A 22,478-nucleotide genomic window follows, 5' to 3' on the forward strand; every position below is an offset into this window, starting at 1 on the left:
CGTGGATAATTGATTCTACTCGCTCTGTCCACTCCCAGGCAGACGCTGTTATCGCCGCCGGCGCTCGCCTGGGGGCACGGAGAAACTGGTCGGAATCCAGCTATTTGTCTTTTTCCTTGTCGTAGTTCTCGAACAGGTCGTCACGCCGCACGTGCTCGCCTTTGAACAGGACGAACCAGACACGCTCGGTGGCGCTGATGTCTTCCAGGGGATTGCCCTCGACGATTAGCAAAGTTGCCTCGTAGCCGGGCTGGACAAGCCCCAACCGGCCTGCGGCGCCAATCGCCTTGGCCGCGGTGAATGTCGCGGCCTGCAGGGCGTCCTTGGTGGAAATGCCGGAGGCCACCCACAGCTTCAACTCACGGTGCAGCGCCGGGCCATGCGGCAGCAGCGGCAGGCCCGAGAGCGAGGCCGGCGGCAGCGGGAACGCGGGGGCCGGCAACTTCGCTTCGGTGTTCGGCGTGCGGCTCTGCGCCATCCGGCGGAGGATCTCCATCGACTGCGGCCTTACCACCTGCTGCAGCAAGGTGTCTTTCAAAATGTCGGTGCGGCCGGCGGCCAGTTCCCCCGCCACCAGCGAGGGCGCGGAAGGTATGCTGCCCAAGGACAGCTCGGCGCCCAGCAACTCGCCGGATTCGAGACGAGCCTGGATTCCAGGGGCCACGCCCAGCGGATCCGGCGCACTGCGGACGGCGGTGACGCCGCAGTAGAGATACGCGGCGAGTTCCCGCTCCATCGCCTTGATCAGGCGGTCCTGCTGCATATCTGGGGTCCCGGTTCCGGGCAGCATCAGTTGCACGCCCGAATCGATCAGGCCGGGGAGCACTGTCTTGCCAGACGCGTCGATCGCCTCCGCATTCAGGCTCTTGGCGTCGGGCGACTTGCCTTCGAAGATCTCCACGATCCGGCCATTGCGGATCAGGATCGAACTGGATTCCAGCACGCGGCCGTCGCCCACGAAGATGCGGGCATCGCGGATGAGCCAGTTCTGCGTCCTGCGCATCTGGCGCGCCAGGATCTCGGTCTTCTTCAGGTTCGAGCGGCTCTGCGACTGCCACACGCCCATCACGATGAACGGCGCGAGCACGCCCAGCACCCAGAACTTGGCGCTCGGCTTGAACTTGTCTTCCTTCTCCCAGCGGAACAGCTTCACAGACAGCACAGTGCCGATGATCGCCGTCAGCACGAGAGAACCGACGGAAGTCAGATTCTGCGCCAGGCTTTCATTGCGCACCAGGATGCCCTGCATCCCCAGATAGAGGTGGGTGGAAGGCAGGAACTGGGCGACGATCTGCAGCCAGTCGGGCATGATGTTTAACGGGACGGTGGCGCCCGAGAGCATCAGCATGGGCAGGTACATCAACTGGATGATGATCTGCGATTCGGCCATCGAATTGACGACCGAGGCGATTATGGCGCCCAGGCTGCGGAAGGCGAGCACCCCGGCGCTGACCATCACGAGTAACGAAATGATGTGCTCGGGGAACGGCATCCCGTAGCGCAGCTTGGCGATCAGCACGAAAAAGATTACCGTGGGCAGAAACAGTACCCAGCCGGTCACCAGGCCCGCGGTCACGATGGGTGCCGGTGTAATGGGCGCTACCTTGAAGCGGCGCAGGATGCCGGATTCACGCTCGACCGTGGCGCGCATGCCGGCGCCAAAGAAGCCCGAGCCGAGCACACCAATCACCAGCACCATCGTCAACACCTGCGACATCGCACCGGTGGATGTTCTGGCGCCGAAACCTTCGCCGAAGGCAACAAAGAAGATCAGCGGAAACAGGAAATTGAAGAAGACCACGAGCCGGTCGCGGGTGGTGAGCAACAAGGTGCTCTTGATGTAGGCGAGATAGGCTTTCATGGGTGCTTTCTCAATCGCGCAGGGACTTGCCGGTCAATTCGATGAAGACGTCTTCCAGGGTGGGGCGTTTGATGTGGAGGTCGTCCAGCTCCGCGCCGGCCGCGTCCAGCCACTTCACCAGATCCACCACGGCCCGGGCGGGCTTAGGCGCGGGCACCGTCAGCTTTTTGCGATCGTCGGTGAAGTGAATCGGAAACTCTTCCGGCCAGTCTTTAGGCAGGTCGAGCGGCATGGGGGACAGCGTGCAGATCTCCACCCGCGAATGGCCCAGGATCTTCTGCTGCAGCTCCCGGGGCGTCCCGATGGCGATCACCTTGCCTTCGTCGACGATGGCCACACGGTGGCACAGGCGTTCGGCCTCTTCAATGTAGTGCGTCGTCAGCAGGATGGTGCGCTTCTGGTCGCGCAACTCCTCGATCAGGGAGTGAATCTCCAGGCGAACCTGCGGGTCCAGGCCCGTCGTGGGCTCGTCCAGGAAGACCACCTGCGGCTCATTGATCATGGCCAGGGCCAGTGCGAGGCGCTGCTTCTGCCCGCCCGAAAGGGTGGAGTAGAACGCGCCGCGCTTCTCCCAGAGTTGCAGCCGCTTCAGCAGGTTGGTGATGTCCGTCGCACGGGAGTAGAAGGCGGCGAAGAGCTCCACCGCCTCCAGCACTTTCATCTTCTCCGGCAGATTGGTCGCCTGCAGGCTGACGCCAATCCGGTCTTTCACCGCCATCGTGTCGTTCGCCGGATCAAATCCCAGAACCGAGACCTCTCCCGACGTGCGCGAGCGCAGTCCCTCCAGGATCTCGACCGTGGTGGTCTTGCCGGCCCCATTCGGTCCCAACAGACCAAAAACTTCGCCCTGGGCGACTTCGAAATCGATGCCGCGCACGGCCTCGAAGTCACCATAGGACTTATGCAGGCCGGTGACGCGGATGGCGGGTTGTGTCGGCATGTTTATTGTTTGGACAGCACTTCAATGCAGGCCCGCATGAACGCGGGCAGGTCTGCGGGCTTGCGCGAGGTGACGAGGTTCTTGTCGACCACCACCTCGGAGTCTTCCCAAACGCCGCCGGCGTTCACTACGTCATCCTTGATGGCGAAGAACGAGGTGCAGTGGCGCCCGCGCAACACGTTGGCGGAGCACAGGCACCACGGACCATGGCAGATGCCGGCTACGAGTTTACCCTGCGCGTCCACCTGGGCGATGAAGGCGCTGGATGCGGGGTGGCGGCGGATGAAGTCGGGAGCGAAGCCCCCGGGCGCGATGACGCCGTCGTAATCGAACGGCTTCACTTCGTCGTAGGACTTGTCCGACTTGCACGGGTAGCCGGTCTTGGAAGGGTAGGTCTTCCCAGCCTCGGCCGCGATCACATGGACCTCGGCGCCTTCCTCAACCAGGCGGTAGTAGGGATACCAGACTTCCATCTCCTGGTACTGCTGGTCGACAAAAATGGCGACTTTCTTTCCCTGTAGGCTCATAGGCTTTAGTTTACGTGATGAGGTACGAAGGGATGACAAAGGAAGTTCAAACGGCGGGGAAACAGGATGAAAGGTAGCTGGCGGCGGATGTAACGGAGCGGGCGGGCGGACACAAAAAGAGCGGCGAGGTGTTCCAGGAGGGCCTCGCCGCTGTTGCGAGCAGGGACTGCCGTTACTCGATGACCAGCGCGCCGTTCGTGGTGGCCGCCGCCAACATGGCGAGTTCCGGAGTCTGAAGAGGACGGGGTGTCTTTTCCACAATCTCAGCGGCCGGAATATCCTCGCCGGTTCCGGCCGAAAGCTCCTTGAAGCGTCGGGCGGAGACGAGAACGCGGCCCTCCAGGGAGCCAACCGCTTTGTTGTAGGCGTCGACCGAACGGTCCAGTCCGCCGCGCACGCCGTCCATATGAGCGGCAAAGACGCGCAGGCGGTCGTAGAGTTCTTTGCCCAGATCGGAGATCTCCTGGGCGTTCTGGGTGAGCTTCTCCTGTCGCCAGCCGTAGGCAACGGCCTTGAGCAGGGCAATGAGAGTGGTGGGCGTCGCCAGCAGGACCTTGTTCTCGACGCCGAATTCGATCAGCTCGGGATCCTTCTGCAGCGCGGCGCTGAAGTAGGTTTCACCGGGTAGGAAGGCCACAACAAAATCGGGGGCGTGGTCGAACTGATCCCAGTAGGCCTTGCCGGAGAGCCGTTGCACGTGCTGCCGCACCTGCTGGGCGTGTTCGGCAAGCTTGCCCGCGCGCTCGTTGTCGTCGGCCAGCTCCAGGGAGTCCAGGTAGGCGGCCAGCGACACCTTGGCATCGATGACGATCACCCGGTGGTTGGGCAGGCGGATGATCATGTCCGGGCGCAGGCGCCCGCCCTCGGTTTCGACCGAGACCTGCTCTTCGAAGTCACAATACTCGACCATCCCGGCCATTTCGACGACGCGGCGGAGCTGCATCTCGCCCCAACGGCCGCGAACACCGGGCGAACGGAGCGCGTTCACCAGCTTGCCGGTTTCGGCTTCCACCTTGGCCTGGGCGCTGTGCAGCAGGCTGATCTGCTCGCTCAGGCCGGCGTAGGCGGAGGTCCGGTCCTTCTCAATCCGGGTGAGGGCCTCACGCAACGGCGTCAGTGTCTCCTCAATCGACTTCTGGCGTACGTCGAGGTCACCCTTGTTGGATTCCTGCGCCTTCTGGAAGGCGGTCTCCGCCAGGGTGAGGAAATTCTGGTTATTCGAGGCCAGCGCTTCGGCCGCGACCCCCTTAAACGTCTCAGCCAGCTTGGCTTGGGCCTCCTCCAGGGAGCGCAGTTTGTCTGCCTGCGACTTCTCGGCCTCGTCCAGCCTCGTCAACAGCGAGGCATGCCGCGCTTTCAGGTTGGCGCCTTCCTCGAGCAGGGCGGAAATGGCTCGATCTTTCTCCGTCAGCATGGCGTCCATGCGCGGAATCGCCAAAGCGCGTTCCTCCGCGGCCGTCCGGGCACCCACCGCTTCCAGAAGGTGCTCCTGCAGCTTGGCGGCGACGGCGCGTTCATCCTCCACCTGCTTGCGCAGGTCCTTGATCGCGTTGTCCCGTTCCTCGATGCGGGCCTTGAACTCTGCCAGCTCTGCTTCGCTGGCGGCCAGATTGGGGCCGCGGCTTCCCTTCACCAGCAAACTGGTGAGGATGCCTCCAAAAATCAGCCCAATCAGCAGGATTCCTAACAGAAAAATGGGTTCCATGGCTTGCTACAGATCTAACGGCGGTTCCTGTTGTGTGAAAGATCCGACAATCTACCTAGAGAGGTATAGGGGAGGCACGCAGGCCGAGCGGCGGGCGGCTACTAGGGCGTGCTAGCCTGCCCCTCGGAAAACCCCGAGGCCGGCCGCGCAGGACAAACGCTTCGCCGCAGTTCCTCTGGCGTGCGGCGGCAACCTCTCCAGGGTAAGCGCAGAACCCGGCCGTTCGCTGGATTCCACGCCAGACAAACGCCGGAGGCCGGCAGGCTGGCCTCTCCTGCAGCGCGCCAAGGGGACTGAAAGATGCATCTTCCCCGATCAGTACCTCGGAGCAAGGGGCTTTGTCAAAAGGTACTGGGGCCGTGGCGTGGGGGCTCAACCGCCCTTGTTCCGTACTCGCGAACCGTTGAACCAGGACAGTCAGCGCCGTACCATGAAAGAGATGAGACCGCTGCTGCACCCCTCAGTCGATGAGATTACGGTCGAATCCATCCTCCACGCGCTGGCCGACCCCGTGCGCGTGGCCATCTACGCCGGCCTCTTCAAATCCGACTCCGCGCAGAACTGCACCAGCTTCCTCGGCAACTGCGGCGCCAATATCCCCAAATCCACCCTGTCCCAACACTTCAAGGTACTGAGGGAAGCCGGCCTCATCCACAGCGAACGCCGCGGCGTGGAGATGCACAACACCACCCGTTGCGCCGAAATCGAAGCCCGCTTCCCCGGCCTCCTCCTCGCCATCCTCAACGCGCACCGCCTCCAGCAGGAGCGGAAGGTGAAAACCGCCGCCACGGTCAGGCGCAAGGCGAGCACTTCGGCGAAGAGGCAGTAGAGCCTCGTCCTGTCGCGATCCCGCCGGCAGCCCGCGGCCCCTACTCGCAGCGCAACGCTGAAGCCGGATCCATGCGCAATGCCCGCCGCAGCGGAGCATAGCCCGCCACCAGCGCCACACTCAACAGCAGCACCGCCGCCGTAACCAGCGTCAGCGGATCCGAAGGCGCCACCTCGAACAACAACGACTTCGTATAGCCCGCGCCCAGCATGGCCGCCGGTACGCCCAGCGCGACACCGGCGAGCGTCAGCAGCAGCGCCTCTCGCTGGATCAACCAGAAGAGATGGCGCCGCGGAGCGCCCAGCGCCGTCCGGATCCCAATCTCCGGGATTCTGCGTGCCACGTTATACGCGATCAACCCATAGAGGCCGATGCAGGCCAGCAGCAGCGCCACGCCGCCGAAAAAGCTCGACAGCATCGCCAACAGTTGCTCCTTTAGCAACGACTGCGCCATCTGCACCTTCAGCGTGCGCACCCGGAACAGTGGCAACGACCGGTCCACCGCCTCCACTTCCCTGCGCACCTGCTCGCCCAGGTTCACGCCGCCCACTGAGCGCAACTCGTAGGAGACGAAGCCCCAGCGGAAGCCCTGCTCCCGCCCATGCTGGAAGATCGAGTAGTACAGCACCGGCCGCGGCTCGTCGCGCATGCCGTTGTACAGCGAGTCCTTCACCACACCCACTATCGTCGTCAGCCCGATCCGATGGCCGATGGGATTCTCGTTCGGGAACGCCCGGTTGGCGAACGACTGGTTCACCACCACCACCTTCGGCGCCGTCGCATCGTCACCCGCCTGGATGTCGCGGCCCAGCAGAATCGGCGTCGCAACGGTGTCGAAATACCCGTGACTCACGGCATTCCAGGCCACCTTGATCGTGTCCCGCTGCGCCAGCGCCCGGCCGTCGATCTCGTTCACCCGGTCGATCAGGTAAAACTGGTCATCCACCGGACGCACAATTGAAACCCCAGCCGACCGCACCCCCGGCATCCCCCGCATCCTGCGCAGGATCTCGCCATACAGTGCGGCTGTCCGCTCCTGGTCGCTCCCGTAACCAGCCAGCTTCGCATCCACCGAGAACATCAGCACGTCGTCACGCTGGAACCCTGGATCAATCCCCCACAGATTCTGGAATGTCCGCACGAACAGCCCGGCGCCCGCTACCAGCGCGACCGACAACGCCACCTGCGCGACAATCAGGCCTCGGTCCAGCACACGGGAGCCCTGCCCCGTCTGGCGCGAGCCCGTCCGCATGCCGCTCCTAGACCCTCTCGACGCACGCAGCGCCGGAGCCACCCCAAACAAACCCGCGGCCAGAAATGTCGCCAGCGCGCTGAACGCCAGCACCTTGGTATCGGGACTCAAATCGATCGACATCGGCGTATCCCCTGTGGAGATCACCCGCACCAGCAGCGCGGAACTCCCACATGCGAGCCCCATCGCCAACGCCCCGCCCAGCAACGCCAACACGCTGCTCTCCGTCAGCAGTTGCTGCACGATGCGCCGCCGCCCCGCCCCCAGCGCCTGCCGTATCTCGATTTCGCGACGCCGGCTCGACGCCCGCGCCAGCAACAGGTTCGCCAGGTTCGCGCACGACGCCAGCAGCACCAGCCCCGCAATGCCCATCAGCACTTTCAAGGGCAGCGCGTACGTCGCCCGCACGCCGCTGTGCATGCCCGCCGCGGCCGGACGCAGCATCAGGTGGCTCGCCTGTACAAAGCGCTGCGTGCTCTCTTCCCTGCCCAGCGGAGAAACCGCCAGTTGCTCCAGCAGCACCCGGCGATGCACCAGGTCCAGCTCCGCCTCGGCCTGCCGGCGGGCGACGCCTGCCCGCACGCGTCCACCCAGCAGCAACCAGCTCGCGAACGGTTCAATCCAGCGCTCCTTCCTCTCCGGAGCCAGCCGGTCCAGCGACCGCAGCGGCACCCAGGCGTCAGGTCCATTCCCAACCGCGATCCCGAGGAACTCCGGAGGTGTCACGCCGGCTACAGTAAAGGACACCCGATTAATCGTCACCACTCGCCCGACGACAGCCGGATCCGCCGCGAAACGCGTGCGCCAGTACCGGTCGCTCAGCACCACCACAGAGGCGTCAGGTTGGTCCTCCTCCTCGGAAAACAGCCGGCCCAATGCCGGCCGCACACCCAGCACCGTGAAGAAGTTACCCGAATACGCATCCAACACCGCCAGTCCCGGCGCCCCGCCCGATTCCAGGTTCACCCGCCCCACTCGAGTGCCGCCGAACACGCCCGAAAACGTCCGCGACTCCTTCCGCAGCCGCTCAAACTGCGGGTAGTCGAACCAGCTGTTCCGGTTGTTCGGATTCGTCTCCCACAGCGGCAGTGTGTACGTCAGCTGCACCAGCTCCTCCGGAGCGGGCACCGGCAACGGCCGCAGCACCAACCCATTCAACAGACTGAAGATCCCGGTCGGCGCGCCGATGCCGAGCGCGAGTGAGAGAATGGCTGCCGTCGCAAAGGCAGGCGCTCGGCGCAGGTTGCGCACCGCGTACCGGCCATCCTGCAGCAGCGATTCCACCCACTGCCAGCCCCATGCAGCCCGCGTGTCTTCCGCCACCAGCGTGGGGTTCCCGAGATCCCTCCGCGCCGCCAGCCCGGCCTCGTCCGCCGGTAGCCCGGCCGCCTGACGTTCCCTGGCCTCCATCTCGAGGTGAAACTGCAGCTCCTCCGCCAGTTCCGCATCCCGGGTGCGCCGCCGCAGCAGCCAGCCAACCCTGCGCAGCGCGTCTCTCATGCCGGATCCTCCTCTTCCGGGGCGTTCAACACCAGCCCCATCGCGCGCGCGAACGCCTCCCACTTCGAGCGCTCCTTTTGCAGCTCCTTCCGGCCCTTGGGCGTCAGCCGGTAATACTTGGCGCGCTTGCCCGTCTCGGCCAGTTCCCACCCGGCCTCCACCAGCCCTCGCCCTTCCAGCCGGTGCAGTGCGGGATAAAGCGACCCCGTCTCCACCTGCAGCTGGTCTTCTGATGTTCGCTGGATATGCTTGGCGATGGCATGTCCGTGGTTTGGTCCAAACAGCAGCGTGCGGAGGATCAGGACATCCAGAGTCCCCTGCAGGAATTCCATGCGCGGCGTATCACGAGTTGCCATTCCGTAGACACTCTACACCAGGATGCTGTAGGATGTCTACGGAAAACTTATCCCTGCTCGTGGCCGCAAAGCAGCTGAATACAAAAGGCAAGCCCCGGCCGAAAAGGCAACGAGGATATAGAGGGATTAACCACCGCGTAAGAGGTTTCAGCAAACGCGCAGCGGCCGGTCCGCTGCTCCAGAACTAGCCGCGCATTGGCGATATTCTATCCGTGTGACTCCAGCAACACCCCCCCAGACCAAGACATCGGTGAAGTCGAACCCGCACCGTATCCTGGGTTGGAGCGCGCTGGCCGCTGTGGGCGGAGCAGCGATCTACGCCCTGTTCTCAAATCTGACCGGCATGGAACCTTCGCTTTTCGGCATCCCGGTCGGTTTGGGAATCGGTCAGAGCATGTACTACGCATCCGGCAAGCAGGGTGGCCGGAGATTTCAGATCCTGGCCGTCATTCTCGCGTTTGCGGCGTTCGACCTTACCTACGCCCCTGGCATGGCGAGCGTGGCGTTGAAGCATGGGATCACTGCGCCCGCCTTCGCATTCTTCGTCTTCATGACCCTGGTCTCTCCCGCTATCGATGCGCAGAACGGCTTTATCGGCCTATTCATGGTGGCCGGTGGAATGTGGCTGGCCTGGACACTGGCTCGAGCTCGCGAACTGGGCTGAAATCTCAAACGTAGATCGCATTAACGTAGAATTCTGGAACACGTCGCGCGCAAACACGTCAGAGACAAATGCAGGCCGGAGTGCGCGCGGCCAGGTGCGGCAATCCCGATTCCACCTGCACCAGTGAGGCCACCTAGCCCTAGCCTATGAAAATCCAGTCAGACCTCCTTCTCGCCTTGCGCCAACTGCACAACCGCCCCATCATCTTCACATCCGTTGTTCTTTCACTCGGCCTCGGAATCGGCGCCCGCCTCACCTTCTTCCGCCTCGCCAACGAGCTCTACCTCAAGGAACTGCCAGTCCCCGACCCCGGCAGCCTGGTCTCCATCTACACTTACGACCAGAAGCAGTCCGATTTCCTTGACGTCTCATTTCCCGACTACCTCGATTTCGCCACCGCCCTCCAATCCAGGGTCAATTTGGCCGCTTTCACGCGCGAAACGCTGAATTGGAACCGCGGCACGAACAGTGAACTGGTTGTAACCGACCTCGTCACCTCCAACTACATGGAGATCCTGGCCCCGAAGGTGATCGCCGGACGCAGCTTTGCTCGCGACGACTTTGCTCCGGGCCGCAGCGCCGTGGCCATCATCAGTGGCGCACTGTGGGAAACCGCCTTCGGCCTCGACCCCGCCGTCATTGGAAAGTCGCTGTTCCTGAATGGACGGCACTTCCAGATCATCGGCATCCTGCATCGCGAGTTCGCTGGAACCCTGCGCATGGGAAAGCCACCCGCTGTCTTTCTCCCGCTCTCTGAGGAAACGGCAGCCGGCATCCCGGGCCTACGGCGCCTGATGCAGCAGCGCGGCGAACGATCGTTCCTCACTATAGGCCGAATGGCCTCCGGCATCAGGCAGGCTGAGGTGGAATCAACCGCTGCGGCCCTCGCGCAACGACTATCGGAGCAATTTCCTAACTCAAACGCCCGGCTCACCACGCGCCTCCGCTCCGGAGCAGCCCGGCAACTATGGCCGAGCCAGGACTCTGCTATTGCGGCTTCCCTCCTCGTCTTCAACATCTGCCTGGGCTCCGTGCTCATTGTGGCTTGCGGCAATGTCGCCAGCCTGCTGGTCGGCCTCATGTCCCTTCAGCAACGCGACCTCGCGATCAGGATGGCCATCGGAGCGCGCACGTGGCAACTGGTTCGCCATCCACTTCTGCTCGCCGCCGTCCTCTCATCAGCAGGCGTCGGTGCCGGATTTGCGGTTGCTGCTGTCTGTCAGGAGTTGCTCCAGCGATCAGACAGAATTTTCGGGGTGCCCGTCTACTTCGACTTCGCTACCGATTGGCGCGTAGCGGCTTTCACCTTGGCCGTCGCGGTTGTCCTGACCTTAGCCTGCGCCCTGCTTCCCTCGGTGGCGGTCGGGCGCGTAGGGGTGCTTTCAGTTCTCCACGCGGCAGACCGTCTCGGATCACGCCGGCTCCAGGCGAGGCACCTGAGTTCCTGGATCCTCGGGATTCAGGGAGCCGTCGCCATGGCCCTTCTTCTGACTTGCCTCTCCCTCGTTCGATCAGTTCTCACCGCCAACTCCGTGGGCTCGGGCTACGCCGAAGCAAACATTGCGTCACTCCTGATCGACGCGGATGCAGTGCCCCTGGCAAAGACCGACGCGCTCCCCGTCTTCGGCCGCCTCCGCCGAGAACTCTCCGCGCTACCCGGAGTGACCAGCGTCACACTTTCCGCCCTGAGCCCCTCCGATCCCAGCCATATCCCCATCTCCGCATTCCTGCCAGGCACTGCTGCAAAGGACGCTGGCGTGCCCGCCGAGATGAACATTGTCGGGCCGGACTACTTCCAAACCCTGGGCGTCCCTTTGTTGGCCGGCCGTGAGTTGGGCGATGCCGACACCGCATCCAGCCCACCCGTGGCCGTCATCAGCGCTGGCCTGGCCGCCAAGCTCTGGAACACCCCCAGTCCTCTCGGACGGCAACTCGGCCTGCGCCAAGGCGGCGGCCCGCCCCACTTCGTGAATGTCGTCGGAGTGGCGCCGGACCTCCGGCATGCCTCCCCTCGGGACTTGCCACGTCCGTATCTCTACCTTCCGGTCACCCAGAATTATTCGGGCCTGATGAATGTAATCTTGCGCACCTCCGGCACTCCGCGTCCAATTCTTGTCACCGCGGCGCGCACCATTCGCAACATTGAGCCCCTCATCCCCATTGCCAGCGCGATGACCGGCCCGGAACTGCGAGCCCAGTCCATGGCGGCGGAGCTCTTCGGCGCCTGGCTGATGTCCGCACTCAGCGCCTTTGCCCTGGTCCTATCCGCCGTCGGTCTGTATGGAACCCTGCAGGCCGCCGTGGCACAAAGAACACGGGCCATTGCAATTGAAGTGGCGCTGGGCGCCGGCCCCTGGGCACTGGGAATGAAGCTGGCCAGGAATCACCTCGCCTGCCTGGTCGCCGGTTGCTCCGCGGGCGGTCTGGCATTCCCGTGGATCCAGTCGGGGCTGACGGTCCGTATGTCGCTTTCGAATCCACAGCCGGTAGACCTCCTGACGGTCCTCGCCGCGGCAGCCCTTCTGACCCTGGTAGGAGTGGCCGGATGCGCGATGCCCATGGCCCGAGTCGCCACCTGCGAGCCCAGCCGGGTTCTGCGCTCAGAGTAGGGCGTTGACGTTCAAATCGCAGGCAACATCCGCCGACTGGTCACCCGCCCCCCTAGTACGGCAACGCAGTAAACGCCCCGCCCGGAGTAAACCTCAGCCCCAGCGGCACAAAATTCGCCGGATTCCCGGCCGCATCCGTAGCCCGGATCTCCACCAGTCCATTTCGCTCAGCCACCAGCGGAAACTTCGCGGGAATCGCGAACGACAGGTGCGCATTCGGGCCTAGCGGCAAACTCGCCGTCGACAGAATCCCGCCCGCGCTTCCGTGAAAGACAAATGCCAACGTCAGCGGAGCACTCCCGGGATTCACCACGGCCAGCCCGGTAGTGAACCCGACGTTGTCATAAGGAGCCACCGTCTCCGTCGTCAACTCCCGCGCCAGCACCGTGGCTTCCAGATCCAGCCGGCCCGCCACCGCGCTGCGAAAGATCACGGTCGCCTGCAGCGGTTCGCTCGACTGCACCTTCACCCAACCGGTCCGCAAAGCCGGCGGCTGCGGCGAATCGATCACCGTCGAAGCCGTCGGCCCCAACGTAACGGCTCCGTTCAGCAGCGGGTCCAATTCCGTCCCATCGTCTCCATATACGGTGTATTGCACGGTCGCCGCGAAGTTCGGCGACGTATTCCCCAGGGAGAGGCTGGAACTCCATTCCGCCCCGTCGGCGTAGTGAGGAAGGTAATAGGTGTACCCCAGCCGCGAGCCCGCCGCCGGAATGGGCGTCACACTCACCTCGTCCACCAGATCCCCCAGGCTGTCGCTCGGCCCGTCCGCCGCAATGCCAAACCGGCTCACCGTCTTGGTAGCCACCACCTCGGCGGCGAACCGCCCAAACGTAGTCTGCCCGCTATCCCGCAGGGCCGTGCCGAGCAGCGCCTCGTCCCACAGCACCCGGAACGCACTCCGCGTCGAACCAATCCGATTGGCGGCCCAGAATCGGATCATGTACCGTTGCCCTGGGACGGTCGGAATGTCCTGGTAAATGTCGGAGTTTGTATTCACGTCCAGCTCGACGTATTGCGTCCCGATGACACCCTGCACATAGCCGGCGCTCTTGTTCTGAACTTCCAGCTTCTGCGTGGTGCTCGAATGCCAGCACGGCATGTCCGTGAATCCACCGCTGGCGCCAAGCTGCGGCGATTCAAACCCTCCATTACAGATCAGGTTCTGAGCCGAAATGCGGCCGGCAAATCCGGCCAGAACGATACCCAGGACGAAATTCTTCACTGATGGCCCCCCGGTGGTGGAGCCATTGTAGCTCACACGCCGCGCCCGCTTCGGGTAACGCGGGGCCCATTCAAAGAGAGAACCAGTGCCGCCCACAATCCGGAGCCCGGTGATCGCGTGTCGCCCGCCAGCAATTCGGAACCGGCGCTGCCGCGAACCGTCACCGGCGCCGCGCGTTCCCGCTCACACTAAACACGATTCCTCACCGCGCCACCATCAACTTGATCCCATACGGCGGTATGATCTTCTCCTTCTGCGCGTTGGCAGGAGCGGCGGCGAGCAGCACCACCGACTTCCCGCGCAACGCATCCAGCACGGAGAGCACCGTCTGGAACGGCGCCCGTGCGTCGGCCTTGACATACACGGTCTCCGCCTTCACCTCGCTCAAGGCCCCGGGCTCGGTGCGTTGGACGCCCACATACACTTCTCCATTCGCCCCTATGGCGACAACCGTGGAATTGGGCTCGTCGGCCGCCCTCATCTCCACCGCATGCGCCGCCACGGGCATCTGAACAGAGACGCCTTTCCGCAGTGCGGGCTGCCGGGCTTCCTGGGCGCCCGCCACGCAGGTCAACAGGGAACCCGCTACAAACATTTCGATCCACAGTTTCATCATGCCGAGTCCTTTCTCCTATGCTCTCTTCGTAAGTCGATGCCGCGCTGACAATTTAGCACTCTCGCCTCTGAATAGGTGAGGGCCGCCGCCCGAATCGCCGTTCGAACCCCACAGGCCCGCCAGCATCCAACCCGAAAACGCTATGCTTTGAAGAGCAAAAGGCCCCAGCATGGACAACGCCAGAGTCTACAGAATGTCGTTCGCGAGCGTGTACCCGCACTACGTCGCCAAAGTCGAGCGAAAAGGCCACACGAAGCAGGAACTCCACACCATCATCCACTGGCTCACGGGCTACGACGAAAAGGCCCTGCAGCAGGTGATCGAAAAGAAGGTCGATTTCGAGACCTTCTTCGCCCAGGCGCCGCAAATGAATCCCAACGTCTCCAAGATCACCGGCCTCATCTGCGGCTACCGCGTCGAGGAGATTGAGGACAAGCTCATGCAGAAGGTCCGTTACCTCGACAAACTGGTGGATGAACTGGCCAAGGGCAGGGCCATGGACAAGATCCTGAGGAAGTAGCTTCGAGCGCGCCGGCCACGGCATAACGGCCCATCACAAAGCTGTTGATTCGATCCGCCAATAAGCTCGCATCGCCCTGCACTCCCCTCGGATCGTCTGGGCCCCAACACCGTCACGGGTGCCGGGAGCCTCCTGTGAAGGAATGGATCCCCGTTCGACCATCGGCCAACCGACGAACTGCCCTCATCGTCCGGCTGCCGCGCCCTCCACGCAGCATTGGGTGTAACAAGATGAGCCGGCAGGACTGACCACGGAACCCAAACTGCCAATTCCACGTAGCAGCTAGAAACGATCACTGCCATTCCCCCACAGATGGGAAACGGCTGGGGATTCGCGAGGAGGCGCCATTCATGAGAGATTTCTGCGAGGTGAGCAGGCTGCTTGTAGCAGGGGCAGTCACTCTTGGGGTAATAGGAGCCCCGAGGCTACAGGCACAAACGCCCTCACCGCGGTCGACGCAGGATGTGATCTCGCGGCTAAAAAGCGAGGCACCAGGCTTGATGCAACAGGGCGGAGTTCCTGGACTGTCAATCGCCCTGATCCGAGGAGGGAAGACGGTCTGGCTGCACGGCTTCGGGGTGAAGGACAAGAAGACAGGAGCACCAGTCAGAACGAACACGGTCTTTGAAGCCGCCTCCCTGAGCAAACCCGTGTTCGCGTACGGCGTGCTGAAGCTGGTCGACCAAGGGAAACTCGATCTCGATACCCCGCTGAGCTCCTACCTGGCAAAGCCCTACATTCCGGATGAACGCATAGGCAGCATCACCGCTCGCTTGGTATTGAGTCATCGAACCGGCTTCCCGAATTGGCGGGGTGACGACGGCTCGCTGCCCATTTACTTCCCCCCCGGCGAACGTTTCAGCTACTCAGGTGAGGGCTACATCTATCTGCAGCGCGTCGTCGAGCAGATAACCGGGAAACCGCTGGAAATTTACATGGACCAAGCTGTTTTCAAGCCCCTGGGGATGACCAACAGCAGCTATGTGTGGAAACCGGGCTTTGATGCCCTGACCGCTACAGGCTATGACTCCAAGGGCGCACCGGGTGAACTGTGGAAGCCCAAGGAAGCCGGAGCCGCATCCAGCCTGAATACCACAGCCAAAGACTATGCGCTTTTCGTCGACGCGGTCCTGAATGGCAAAGGGCTTTCGTCCTCCGCGCTCCGTCAGATGGAGACGCCTGAGATCGCGCTCGACCCGGCGTGCAGGATCTGTGTGAAACAACAACCCACGGAGCTGTCGAAGACGCTCTTCTGGGGTTTGGGATGGGGCATCCAGCGCGAACCGAAGGGCATCCTGCTCTGGCATTGGGGCGACAACGGCGCCTTCAAAGCCTTTGTCATGGCCGACCCGGCAGGAAAGTCCGGCGTCGTGATCTTCGCAAACGGCCAGGATGCCCTGAACATTGCAAAGCCGATCATCGACATCGCAATGGACGCGGACACCCTGGCCTTCGCCTGGCTGAAATGAAGCAGTCCATCAGTAAATCAGGTTCGCTCCGAAGTTGGGCATCTGGTTGGAATCCATCACAGCGGCCCAACTCTTCAGCCGCCCTCGGTCCAGCCGCCAGAAGAGGCTGCACTCGTCGAAGAACTGCCGCACCGGCTCCTTGTACCCCGCCTCAATCAGCTCCTTGGCCAGCAACATATTGGGCCCGAACGAGTTCAATTGGGGCGACCCGCTCCAGGCGAGGTCACTACTCTTAACTTGTGTGGCGCTGCCCAATGAGCATTCCCCATCCAGCGATCGTGGGATACTCTCATGCATGCATCGGGCGAGGGGCTGCTCCTTCTCCGCCCGGCTTCCCGGCCTGGCCCCCGCCGGAAGAGAGAGGGATCGATGAAAGCAAGAACCCAGGGCACCGCCCACAGCAACGGCAAGATCCTGTCGCCGGAACAGCGGGAACATCTGCTCGGAGCATGCAAGGCCCGTTTCGAGAAAAACGCGAACCGCCACGCAGCTCTCGCCTGGGATCATGTACGAGCGAGGCTGGAAGCCAACTCTGAAAAGCTCTGGTCCCTGAGCGAAATGGAGCGGACCGGAGGTGAACCGGACGTTGTGCGTCACGATGAAACAACTGGCGAGTTCATCTTTTGCGATTGTTCGACGGAAAGCCCAATCGGCCGCAGAAGCCTCTGCTACGACCGCGAAGCGCTGGAGTCCAGAAAAGAGCACAAGCCAGAGAGCAGTGCGCTCGACAGGGCGGCAGCCATGGGCATCGAGATCCTGACGGAAGACCAGTATCGGGACTTGCAGAAACTCGGAGCATTCGACACAAAGACCTCGAGCTGGATCAGGACACCTCCGCAAATCCGAAAACTCGGCGGCGCCCTCTTCTGTGATCGCCGTTACAACGCGGTCTTCGTCTACCACAACGGCGCGGAGTCTTACTATGCCGCCAGGGGCTTCCGCGGCTCGCTCCGGGTCTAGCCCGCCCAGGCGGAAGTCCCGCGACATCCGCCACGGGCTACCACACTCGAGCGCCGGGGCTTGAACCGGCCTCAACCTCTGGCGCTGGATGGCAGGAGGTTTGGAAAGGTGCCACGGTTGCCCTGCACCTCCTGTCAACAGCCAACGAGCCGGCAAGGCGCCGAGCTGTGAGCATCCTTGCCAGTTTCGCGGAGTATGCCGGCCAGTGGGAGGCTCCATTGCGAGGTGTGCTGCACCGGCCCGATTGCTCAGGGTATGAGTCTGCGCGGATTGGCTTGGCCCTGGCTGCGCAGGGCTATTTCGAGGAAGCAGCATTTTCGGCGGGAGCCGCCGCCTTCTTCGCGGAGACAAAGCAGCTGGCACAGGAGGCCGTAACGGGCAACCCAAGGGCTTTGCGTACCTGCCTGTCGATACTAACGGAAACAGTCGACAGAAATCCCGAGGATCTCTCCGACTGGGTGGGATAGACCTGGGTTACCCCCGGCCCTTCCCATAGAACCATCACGTACATGGATTCGTGACGCCCAGCCCCCCGCTGCGTCATCCCCGCGCCGGGCCGCGAAATCAAAGAAAGCCCCAGTTGCCGGACGTATCCGGTAAGGCGCCCTCTGGTCAACCACCCCGAGGCACGTAGCCCCTCGCCGGCCGGACATTCATCGGGGTCTTCCATTGCCGTGCGGGCCGCCAAAGCGGAGGAAGCCGCCCCCACATCCCCAGTCCCGGAGCGCAGCGACGGGCTACGCGGGCGTCTTCAACGGAATGGTCCCCACCGCGTTGCGAACCGCGACTGGCAAGGCTCGGGCCTCGGCCAGTCGAGCATCTTCGATGGAGCCCAGCATGGCCCCACAGGCCGCCAAAGCCGAGAAAGCCGCAAATTGAGCCGCGGCCCGTGAGTGAGCGGATAGACACCGCACCCCTCCATGCGGTAGCCCCTTCCTCTCCCAGCCCGTCTTCAATTGAACGGTCTCCGCAGCCCGATCCCCTAAGCCGCCACCGGGCAGCCCCAAGCGGCACCACAAGGTCTGCAGTAAGCTCATCATGGTGTTTGCAGAGTGGCACGAGTCATCCGCTTCTTCACAGCCTCCTTCGACGTGACAAAGGAGCGGCCGAACCCGATCAATCCGATCTTCGGGGAATCACTCCTTCTTTGGCTCATTGGGAAGGTGCAAGGCACACTTGAGATTTCCGCACCCGAGGCCGAAGACTGGGGCTGGTACAGCTATGCCCACTGGAAAGGCCGAAAATACCTTTTGGGCGCAGCAGCGTGCGCCACAGAGAAGGCTGGTCTTCGCGAGTGGGTTCTCCAAATCGACAAGCTCAGGTCGACAAAGGAGAAACTCCTGAAGCACGGCCACATGAGCCACGACGACGAGTGCGCCCAGTTCTTCCAGAACATCCTCGAGCACGAAGCAACCTTTCGAGATGTTTCCGTGGATCCGGAACTCTAAGCGGGGCAGATCGGCGGCTACCTCGACCACCACTCAACTCGACGAAGTCACGGCGACAGGAGTGGGTCCCCAGCAGAGACGGACAAACGAACAGTCCGCCGACTCTCCGCCCTCCGGCCCGCCGCAGGCTGCCGCATCCACCATGCCTGGCGTCCCAGCCCGGCCATCCATCCGAGATCGCCACTCAGGCCTCACCTGATCATGTATACAGGTAAACTTCACAGCTTACCTGTATACATGCGATACTGAAGCAGTGAGCAATCGAAAGCCCGCCAACCCCGCCCCGCTCGCTTCCACCCTGGCCTCAGACATCCGCACAGTCTTCGGCAAACTCAAGCGGCGGTTGCGTCAGCACGGACACCACCACGACCTGCCGCCATCCCAGGTCTCGGTTCTCCTTCGGCTGGAAACAGAGGGTTCGGCCACGGTATCTCATCTGGCGCGAGCGGAAGGCATGCGGCCCCAGTCCATGAGTTCAGTAGTGGCCCCATTGCAGCAGGCCGGCTGGGTCAAGGGCGCGCCCGACCCGGACGACCGGCGCCAAACACTCATGTCGCTGACGCCCAAATGCCTCAAAATGCTCCAGGAAGGCAGGGCCGCGCGGCAGGACTGGCTCACCGCCCGGGTCTCGCAGAAACTCTCTGTCCAGGAGCAGCAGCAGCTTCAGGCCGCGCTCGCCCTCCTGACGCGTCTCGTAGAAGATTGATCCTGGCGTGACCGGCTGTTTGCCCCTGTGAGTCTGTGCTCGAGGAGAACAATCCATGCCGTTGACCACACTCGACCCCAACACCGCCTTGCTCGTCATTGACCTGCAGCAAGGCCTCGTCACCGGAAACTTCATTCATCCCATAGCCGAGGTCATCAACCGGACCCGCGCCCTGATCGACGTCTTCCGGGTGAAACACCTTCCGGTCGCCCTGGTCAATGTAGCGGGACGCCCACCGGGCCGGACGGAACAAGGCCCGCGCGTCAGTGCACCCTTTTCCGCCGGCTGGACAGACCTTCTGCCACAGCTCGATCAGCAGCCGGACGACCTCCTCGTCACGAAGAGGAGCTGGGGCGCATTCGCCACAACGGATCTGGAACGCCGGCTCAAGGCACAAGGCGTCACCCAGGTAGTTGTGACGGGGATAGTAACCTCCGGCGGCGTGGAGGCGACCGCACGCCAGGCCTACGAGCAGGGGTTCCACGTCACCCTGGCACTCGACGCCATCACCGATATCCGCAAGGAAGCGCACGAGTACAGCATCAGCAACGTCTTCCCTCGCCTCGGCGAGACAGGCTCTTCACAGGAAATCATCTCGCTGCTGGAAGGCCGGGAAGGACCAACCGGCCTGAAAGAGCCGGCTTGAAAGAAAGGACCTCTGCATCATGACTTGGCTCTACCTGGTGTCCTACTTCATCGGCGGCCTCTTTGCGGCCAACGCGATCCCCCACCTCGTCTCCGGCACGCTGGGACGCTCCTTTCAGACCCCCTTTGCCAAACCGTCCGGCCAGGGACTCTCCTCTTCCACAATCAACGTGGTTTGGGGATTCGCTAACGCCGCGGTCAGCTACCTGCTCCTCCTGCACGTCGGCTCGTTCCAACCACGGGCGGCCAGCCACATCCTGGCGTTCTCACTGGGCGCGCTACTCGTCAGTATCTTCTCCGCCCGTCACTTCGGCCAGTTCCATGGAGGCAACACGCCGCCGCCCATAGGACGGACCTAGTGTCCGGTACCTTCCGCTCCCTGCGCAGCCGCAACTTCCGCCTCTGGATGGCCGGCAGCCTCGTCTCCAACATCGGCACCTGGATCCAGCGCGTCGCCCAGGACTGGCTGGTGCTGACGCAACTCACCCATCGGGACGCCACCGCGCTGGGCATTGTGATGGGCCTGCAGTTCGCGCCGCAGCTTCTGTTCCTGCCCTGGACGGGATCGGCCGCGGACCGCCTCAACCAGCGCAAACTCCTGATGCTCACCCAGGCCACCATGGGCCTGCTCGCGCTCATCCTGGGCGTGCTCACCATCACCGGAGTCGTCCAGCTCTGGCACGTATATGTCTTCGCCTTCCTGTCCGGCTCCGGCGCCGCGCTCGATGCGCCGGTTCGGCAGACCTTCGTGGCGGAGATGGTCGGCGACGAAGACCTCTCCAATGCCGTGGCCTTGAACTCAACCTCCTTCAATGCGGCACGGATGTTTGGCCCCGCCGTGGCCGGCCTGCTGATCGCCCAGGTGGGCATCGGCTGGGCTTTTCTTCTGAATGGCCTCTCGTTCGGAGCGGTGCTGCTCTCGATGTCGTTCTTCCGTCTCTCGGAACTGCGGGAAAGACCAAGGGCGCATCCCACCACCTCCGGATTCCTGGAGGGATTTCGCTGCGTGTGGAGAACACCCGACCTCCGCGCGATTCTGGTCATGCTGTTCCTGATCGGCACCTTCGGGCTGAACTTTCCCATCTACATCTCAACCATGGCCGTGAATGTCTTCCACTCCGGAGCCGGTGCGTTCGGCCTGCTCTCCTCCATCATGGCCGTGGGCTCGCTCTCGGGAGCCTTGTTTGCTGCCGGCCGCAGGAAGCCAAACCTCGCCTCCCTCGCCACCGGAGCCGGCATCTTCGGACTGGGCTGCACCCTGGCCGCCCTCGCCCCGGGCTACTGGTGGTTCGCCGCGGCGCTCGCCATCACAGGAGCGGCGGCCCTTACCCTGACCAACGGCACCAACAGCATCATGCAGCTCTCCGCGGAACCCTCCATGCGAGGCAGGGTGATGGCCCTCCGGGTCGCCGTGGCCTTGGGTGGAACCACCCTCGGAGCGCCCATCGCCGGCTGGGTAGCCAACCACTTCGGCCCGCGTTGGTCCCTCGGCATCGGCGCGGCAGCGGGCTTCGCCGCCGCCCTCGTCGCAGTCACTGTTCTGTGCGGTCGAAAAGCACCACCACACGTGGAGCCGCCCGGCCTGTAAAGTCTGCTGACACAACCTCGGCAATCGCGTCACCAAACACCACCGCTCCGCCTTCGCAATGCTGATCTGTGAACGATCCGAATACGTCGTTTCTCCCGAGCTCGCGACCTCAAGACCAGCCGGTCGAGAAAAGGAACGCCTTCGCCCGGAAACCAGCGAAAGCTTCCCAGCAGCCCTTTCGGCGAACGCTCAGCCCAGCGCCCTTCCATGCTCGTACCGCGGAACTGGTGCAACATCGGATACTCCGGCTCAGCATCGCTTTCGGGAACCTGGTCCACGGACGTTTGAGCAAGGTACTAACCTAAGTTATGGTGACCGATCCTACTGCAATCGAGCTTGGGACGTGGTTGAATAGCCTGCGTCGCCATGACCCCTTCCTTCGTCAGTTCGGCGCCGCAATTCATCGATACGAGATGAATCCTTGCATACAGAGCGATGAGCTTGAGCTGGCGGAGGCGGTACTAGGAACCAGAATTCCCGAAGACTATCGTCAGTTCTTGTTGACCTGCGGAAATGGTGGGGCGGGACCCGGCTACGGGATCCTTTCACTCGCAGCATCAATCCGTGAGTTCGGCAACGACCCGCCAAGTTCGGCGGGCATAGTCTTCGAGCCAACTCTCTCTGCGGAGTTAAAACAAGTGAACCGTGCCTATCCTGATAATGGCATTCTCCCAATTGCAAATGTGGGATGTGGACACATGTGGGTTCTGATCACCAGCGGACCAGAACGTGGTTCGATTTGGGGCTACGAAGCTGGAGGAGACTACGAACCTGAGAGCGCCAGTCACCCCGACTACTCGCTCGCAGTGACGGTGGAAGACCGGCTTCGCGCCAATGATCGATTGCTCGACACCTTGCTCGCGGACCCGGCTACGCGCCTCACATTCTGGAAATGGTATCAGGCATGGGTCCATCGCACCCTCTTGCAAGAGCCTCCACCACGGACCCGCTGAGAATCCATGCAGCAAGCGACGATCAGCGATCTGATTCGACTGGCTCTCGGCTAGCTCTCCCCGTTGGAAGTCCAGAAATCCCTGGTGCGGTCGGCGCCCCATTCA

General features: G+C 63.0%; 22 protein-coding genes. 13 read left to right on the forward strand and 9 right to left on the reverse strand.

Annotated elements, in window-relative coordinates; translation table 11 throughout:
• Positions 1-100 precede the first annotated feature (100 nt).
• The 4 genes from IRI77_RS13680 to rmuC all read right to left on the reverse strand — a co-directional run bounded on the left by IRI77_RS13680 (position 101) and on the right by rmuC (position 5,033).
• Positions 101-1,861, reverse strand: a complete 1,761-nt coding sequence (locus IRI77_RS13680; RefSeq protein WP_194452607.1) for an ABC transporter permease — start codon at positions 1,859-1,861, stop codon at positions 101-103.
• A 10-nt stretch (positions 1,862-1,871) separates the two neighbouring features.
• A complete protein-coding gene (locus IRI77_RS13685; protein ID WP_194452608.1) occupies positions 1,872-2,801 on the reverse strand; it encodes an ABC transporter ATP-binding protein in 930 nt (309 codons plus the stop codon).
• Positions 2,802-2,803: 2 nt separating this feature from the next.
• Positions 2,804-3,328 carry a type 1 glutamine amidotransferase domain-containing protein gene (locus tag IRI77_RS13690; protein ID WP_194452609.1) on the reverse strand — a complete coding sequence of 175 codons (525 nt, stop codon included), beginning with the start codon at positions 3,326-3,328 and terminating at the stop codon, positions 2,804-2,806.
• Between the two features lie 172 nt (positions 3,329-3,500).
• A complete protein-coding gene (gene rmuC, locus IRI77_RS13695) occupies positions 3,501-5,033 on the reverse strand; it encodes a DNA recombination protein RmuC (RefSeq protein ID WP_194452610.1) in 1,533 nt (510 codons plus the stop codon).
• A gap of 439 nt (positions 5,034-5,472) precedes the next feature.
• Here rmuC and IRI77_RS13700 point away from each other — a divergent pair, with 439 nt between their 5' ends.
• A complete protein-coding gene (locus tag IRI77_RS13700; protein ID WP_194453657.1) occupies positions 5,473-5,862 on the forward strand; it encodes an ArsR/SmtB family transcription factor in 390 nt (129 codons plus the stop codon).
• Positions 5,863-5,902: 40 nt separating this feature from the next.
• Here IRI77_RS13700 and IRI77_RS13705 read toward each other — a convergent pair whose 3' ends face one another.
• Both IRI77_RS13705 and IRI77_RS13710 read right to left on the reverse strand, forming a co-directional pair.
• Positions 5,903-8,614 carry an ABC transporter permease gene (locus IRI77_RS13705; protein ID WP_194452611.1) on the reverse strand — a complete coding sequence of 904 codons (2,712 nt, stop codon included), beginning with the start codon at positions 8,612-8,614 and terminating at the stop codon, positions 5,903-5,905.
• Complete coding sequence (locus IRI77_RS13710; RefSeq protein WP_194452612.1) at positions 8,611-8,970, reverse strand: PadR family transcriptional regulator; 360 nt, start codon at positions 8,968-8,970, stop codon at positions 8,611-8,613. Before IRI77_RS13710 ends, IRI77_RS13705 begins: the two co-directional genes overlap by 4 nt.
• Positions 8,971-9,184: 214 nt before the next feature.
• Here IRI77_RS13710 and IRI77_RS13715 point away from each other — a divergent pair, with 214 nt between their 5' ends.
• Together IRI77_RS13715 and IRI77_RS13720 are read left to right on the forward strand one after the other, a co-directional pair.
• Positions 9,185-9,634: a hypothetical protein gene (locus IRI77_RS13715; RefSeq protein ID WP_194452613.1), complete on the forward strand. Its 450-nt coding sequence runs from the start codon at positions 9,185-9,187 to the stop codon at positions 9,632-9,634.
• Between the two features lie 146 nt (positions 9,635-9,780).
• Complete coding sequence (locus tag IRI77_RS13720; protein WP_194452614.1) at positions 9,781-12,243, forward strand: ABC transporter permease; 2,463 nt, start codon at positions 9,781-9,783, stop codon at positions 12,241-12,243.
• Between the two features lie 52 nt (positions 12,244-12,295).
• Here the strand turns inward: IRI77_RS13720 and IRI77_RS13725 are convergent, their stop codons facing one another.
• On the reverse strand, positions 12,296-13,468 hold the full coding sequence (locus IRI77_RS13725) for a hypothetical protein (RefSeq protein ID WP_194452615.1): 1,173 nt from the start codon (positions 13,466-13,468) through the stop codon (positions 12,296-12,298).
• Between the two features lie 202 nt (positions 13,469-13,670).
• A complete protein-coding gene (locus IRI77_RS13730) occupies positions 13,671-14,084 on the reverse strand; it encodes an ExbD/TolR family protein (RefSeq protein WP_194452616.1) in 414 nt (137 codons plus the stop codon).
• Between the two features lie 169 nt (positions 14,085-14,253).
• On the opposite strand from IRI77_RS13730, the gene IRI77_RS13735 reads away from it, so the two are divergent.
• Complete coding sequence (locus tag IRI77_RS13735) at positions 14,254-14,604, forward strand: DUF2200 domain-containing protein (RefSeq protein ID WP_194452617.1); 351 nt, start codon at positions 14,254-14,256, stop codon at positions 14,602-14,604.
• Between the two features lie 464 nt (positions 14,605-15,068).
• Positions 15,069-16,073 carry a serine hydrolase domain-containing protein gene (locus tag IRI77_RS13740; RefSeq protein ID WP_194452618.1) on the forward strand — a complete coding sequence of 335 codons (1,005 nt, stop codon included), beginning with the start codon at positions 15,069-15,071 and terminating at the stop codon, positions 16,071-16,073.
• A gap of 9 nt (positions 16,074-16,082) precedes the next feature.
• Here IRI77_RS13740 and IRI77_RS13745 read toward each other — a convergent pair whose 3' ends face one another.
• Positions 16,083-16,271 carry a hypothetical protein gene (locus tag IRI77_RS13745; protein ID WP_194452619.1) on the reverse strand — a complete coding sequence of 63 codons (189 nt, stop codon included), beginning with the start codon at positions 16,269-16,271 and terminating at the stop codon, positions 16,083-16,085.
• A 171-nt stretch (positions 16,272-16,442) separates the two neighbouring features.
• Here IRI77_RS13745 and IRI77_RS13750 point away from each other — a divergent pair, with 171 nt between their 5' ends.
• From IRI77_RS13750 to IRI77_RS13785, 8 genes are all read left to right on the forward strand, one after another.
• Complete coding sequence (locus IRI77_RS13750; RefSeq protein ID WP_194452620.1) at positions 16,443-17,033, forward strand: DUF4256 domain-containing protein; 591 nt, start codon at positions 16,443-16,445, stop codon at positions 17,031-17,033.
• 167 nt (positions 17,034-17,200) lie between these two features.
• Positions 17,201-17,500 carry a hypothetical protein gene (locus IRI77_RS13755; protein WP_194452621.1) on the forward strand — a complete coding sequence of 100 codons (300 nt, stop codon included), beginning with the start codon at positions 17,201-17,203 and terminating at the stop codon, positions 17,498-17,500.
• 585 nt (positions 17,501-18,085) lie between these two features.
• A complete protein-coding gene (locus tag IRI77_RS13760) occupies positions 18,086-18,481 on the forward strand; it encodes a hypothetical protein (RefSeq protein ID WP_194452622.1) in 396 nt (131 codons plus the stop codon).
• A gap of 253 nt (positions 18,482-18,734) precedes the next feature.
• Positions 18,735-19,187, forward strand: coding sequence for a MarR family winged helix-turn-helix transcriptional regulator (locus tag IRI77_RS13765; RefSeq protein ID WP_228486728.1), 453 nt, complete (start codon positions 18,735-18,737; stop codon positions 19,185-19,187).
• A 55-nt stretch (positions 19,188-19,242) separates the two neighbouring features.
• Positions 19,243-19,833 carry a cysteine hydrolase family protein gene (locus IRI77_RS13770; RefSeq protein ID WP_194452623.1) on the forward strand — a complete coding sequence of 197 codons (591 nt, stop codon included), beginning with the start codon at positions 19,243-19,245 and terminating at the stop codon, positions 19,831-19,833.
• A gap of 19 nt (positions 19,834-19,852) precedes the next feature.
• A complete protein-coding gene (locus tag IRI77_RS13775; protein WP_194452624.1) occupies positions 19,853-20,191 on the forward strand; it encodes a hypothetical protein in 339 nt (112 codons plus the stop codon).
• Positions 20,191-21,420: an MFS transporter gene (locus IRI77_RS13780; protein ID WP_194452625.1), complete on the forward strand. Its 1,230-nt coding sequence runs from the start codon at positions 20,191-20,193 to the stop codon at positions 21,418-21,420. The genes IRI77_RS13775 and IRI77_RS13780 overlap by 1 nt, the downstream gene beginning before the upstream one ends.
• 308 nt (positions 21,421-21,728) lie before the next feature.
• Positions 21,729-22,373, forward strand: a complete 645-nt coding sequence (locus IRI77_RS13785) for an SMI1/KNR4 family protein (RefSeq protein WP_194452626.1) — start codon at positions 21,729-21,731, stop codon at positions 22,371-22,373.
• Positions 22,374-22,478 lie beyond the last annotated feature (105 nt).

It is taken from the genome of Paludibaculum fermentans (assembly GCF_015277775.1).
Taxonomy (GTDB): Bacteria; Acidobacteriota; Terriglobia; order Bryobacterales; family Bryobacteraceae; genus Paludibaculum; species Paludibaculum fermentans.

Excerpts from the sequence above, each read along its gene's own strand:
- IRI77_RS13680 (WP_194452607.1), bottom strand. The coding sequence starts at position 1,861 with ATGAAAGCCTATCTCGCCTACATCAAGAGCACCTTGTTGCTCACCACC.
- IRI77_RS13685 (WP_194452608.1), bottom strand. The coding sequence starts at position 2,801 with ATGCCGACACAACCCGCCATCCGCGTCACCGGCCTGCATAAGTCCTAT.
- IRI77_RS13690 (WP_194452609.1), bottom strand. The coding sequence starts at position 3,328 with ATGAGCCTACAGGGAAAGAAAGTCGCCATTTTTGTCGACCAGCAGTAC.
- rmuC (WP_194452610.1), bottom strand. The coding sequence starts at position 5,033 with ATGGAACCCATTTTTCTGTTAGGAATCCTGCTGATTGGGCTGATTTTT.
- IRI77_RS13700 (WP_194453657.1), top strand. The coding sequence starts at position 5,473 with ATGAGACCGCTGCTGCACCCCTCAGTCGATGAGATTACGGTCGAATCC.
- IRI77_RS13705 (WP_194452611.1), bottom strand. The coding sequence starts at position 8,614 with ATGAGAGACGCGCTGCGCAGGGTTGGCTGGCTGCTGCGGCGGCGCACC.
- IRI77_RS13710 (WP_194452612.1), bottom strand. The coding sequence starts at position 8,970 with ATGGCAACTCGTGATACGCCGCGCATGGAATTCCTGCAGGGGACTCTG.
- IRI77_RS13720 (WP_194452614.1), top strand. The coding sequence starts at position 9,781 with ATGAAAATCCAGTCAGACCTCCTTCTCGCCTTGCGCCAACTGCACAAC.
- IRI77_RS13730 (WP_194452616.1), bottom strand. The coding sequence starts at position 14,084 with ATGATGAAACTGTGGATCGAAATGTTTGTAGCGGGTTCCCTGTTGACC.
- IRI77_RS13735 (WP_194452617.1), top strand. The coding sequence starts at position 14,254 with ATGGACAACGCCAGAGTCTACAGAATGTCGTTCGCGAGCGTGTACCCG.
- IRI77_RS13750 (WP_194452620.1), top strand. The coding sequence starts at position 16,443 with ATGAAAGCAAGAACCCAGGGCACCGCCCACAGCAACGGCAAGATCCTG.
- IRI77_RS13770 (WP_194452623.1), top strand. The coding sequence starts at position 19,243 with ATGCCGTTGACCACACTCGACCCCAACACCGCCTTGCTCGTCATTGAC.
- IRI77_RS13775 (WP_194452624.1), top strand. The coding sequence starts at position 19,853 with ATGACTTGGCTCTACCTGGTGTCCTACTTCATCGGCGGCCTCTTTGCG.
- IRI77_RS13785 (WP_194452626.1), top strand. The coding sequence starts at position 21,729 with ATGGTGACCGATCCTACTGCAATCGAGCTTGGGACGTGGTTGAATAGC.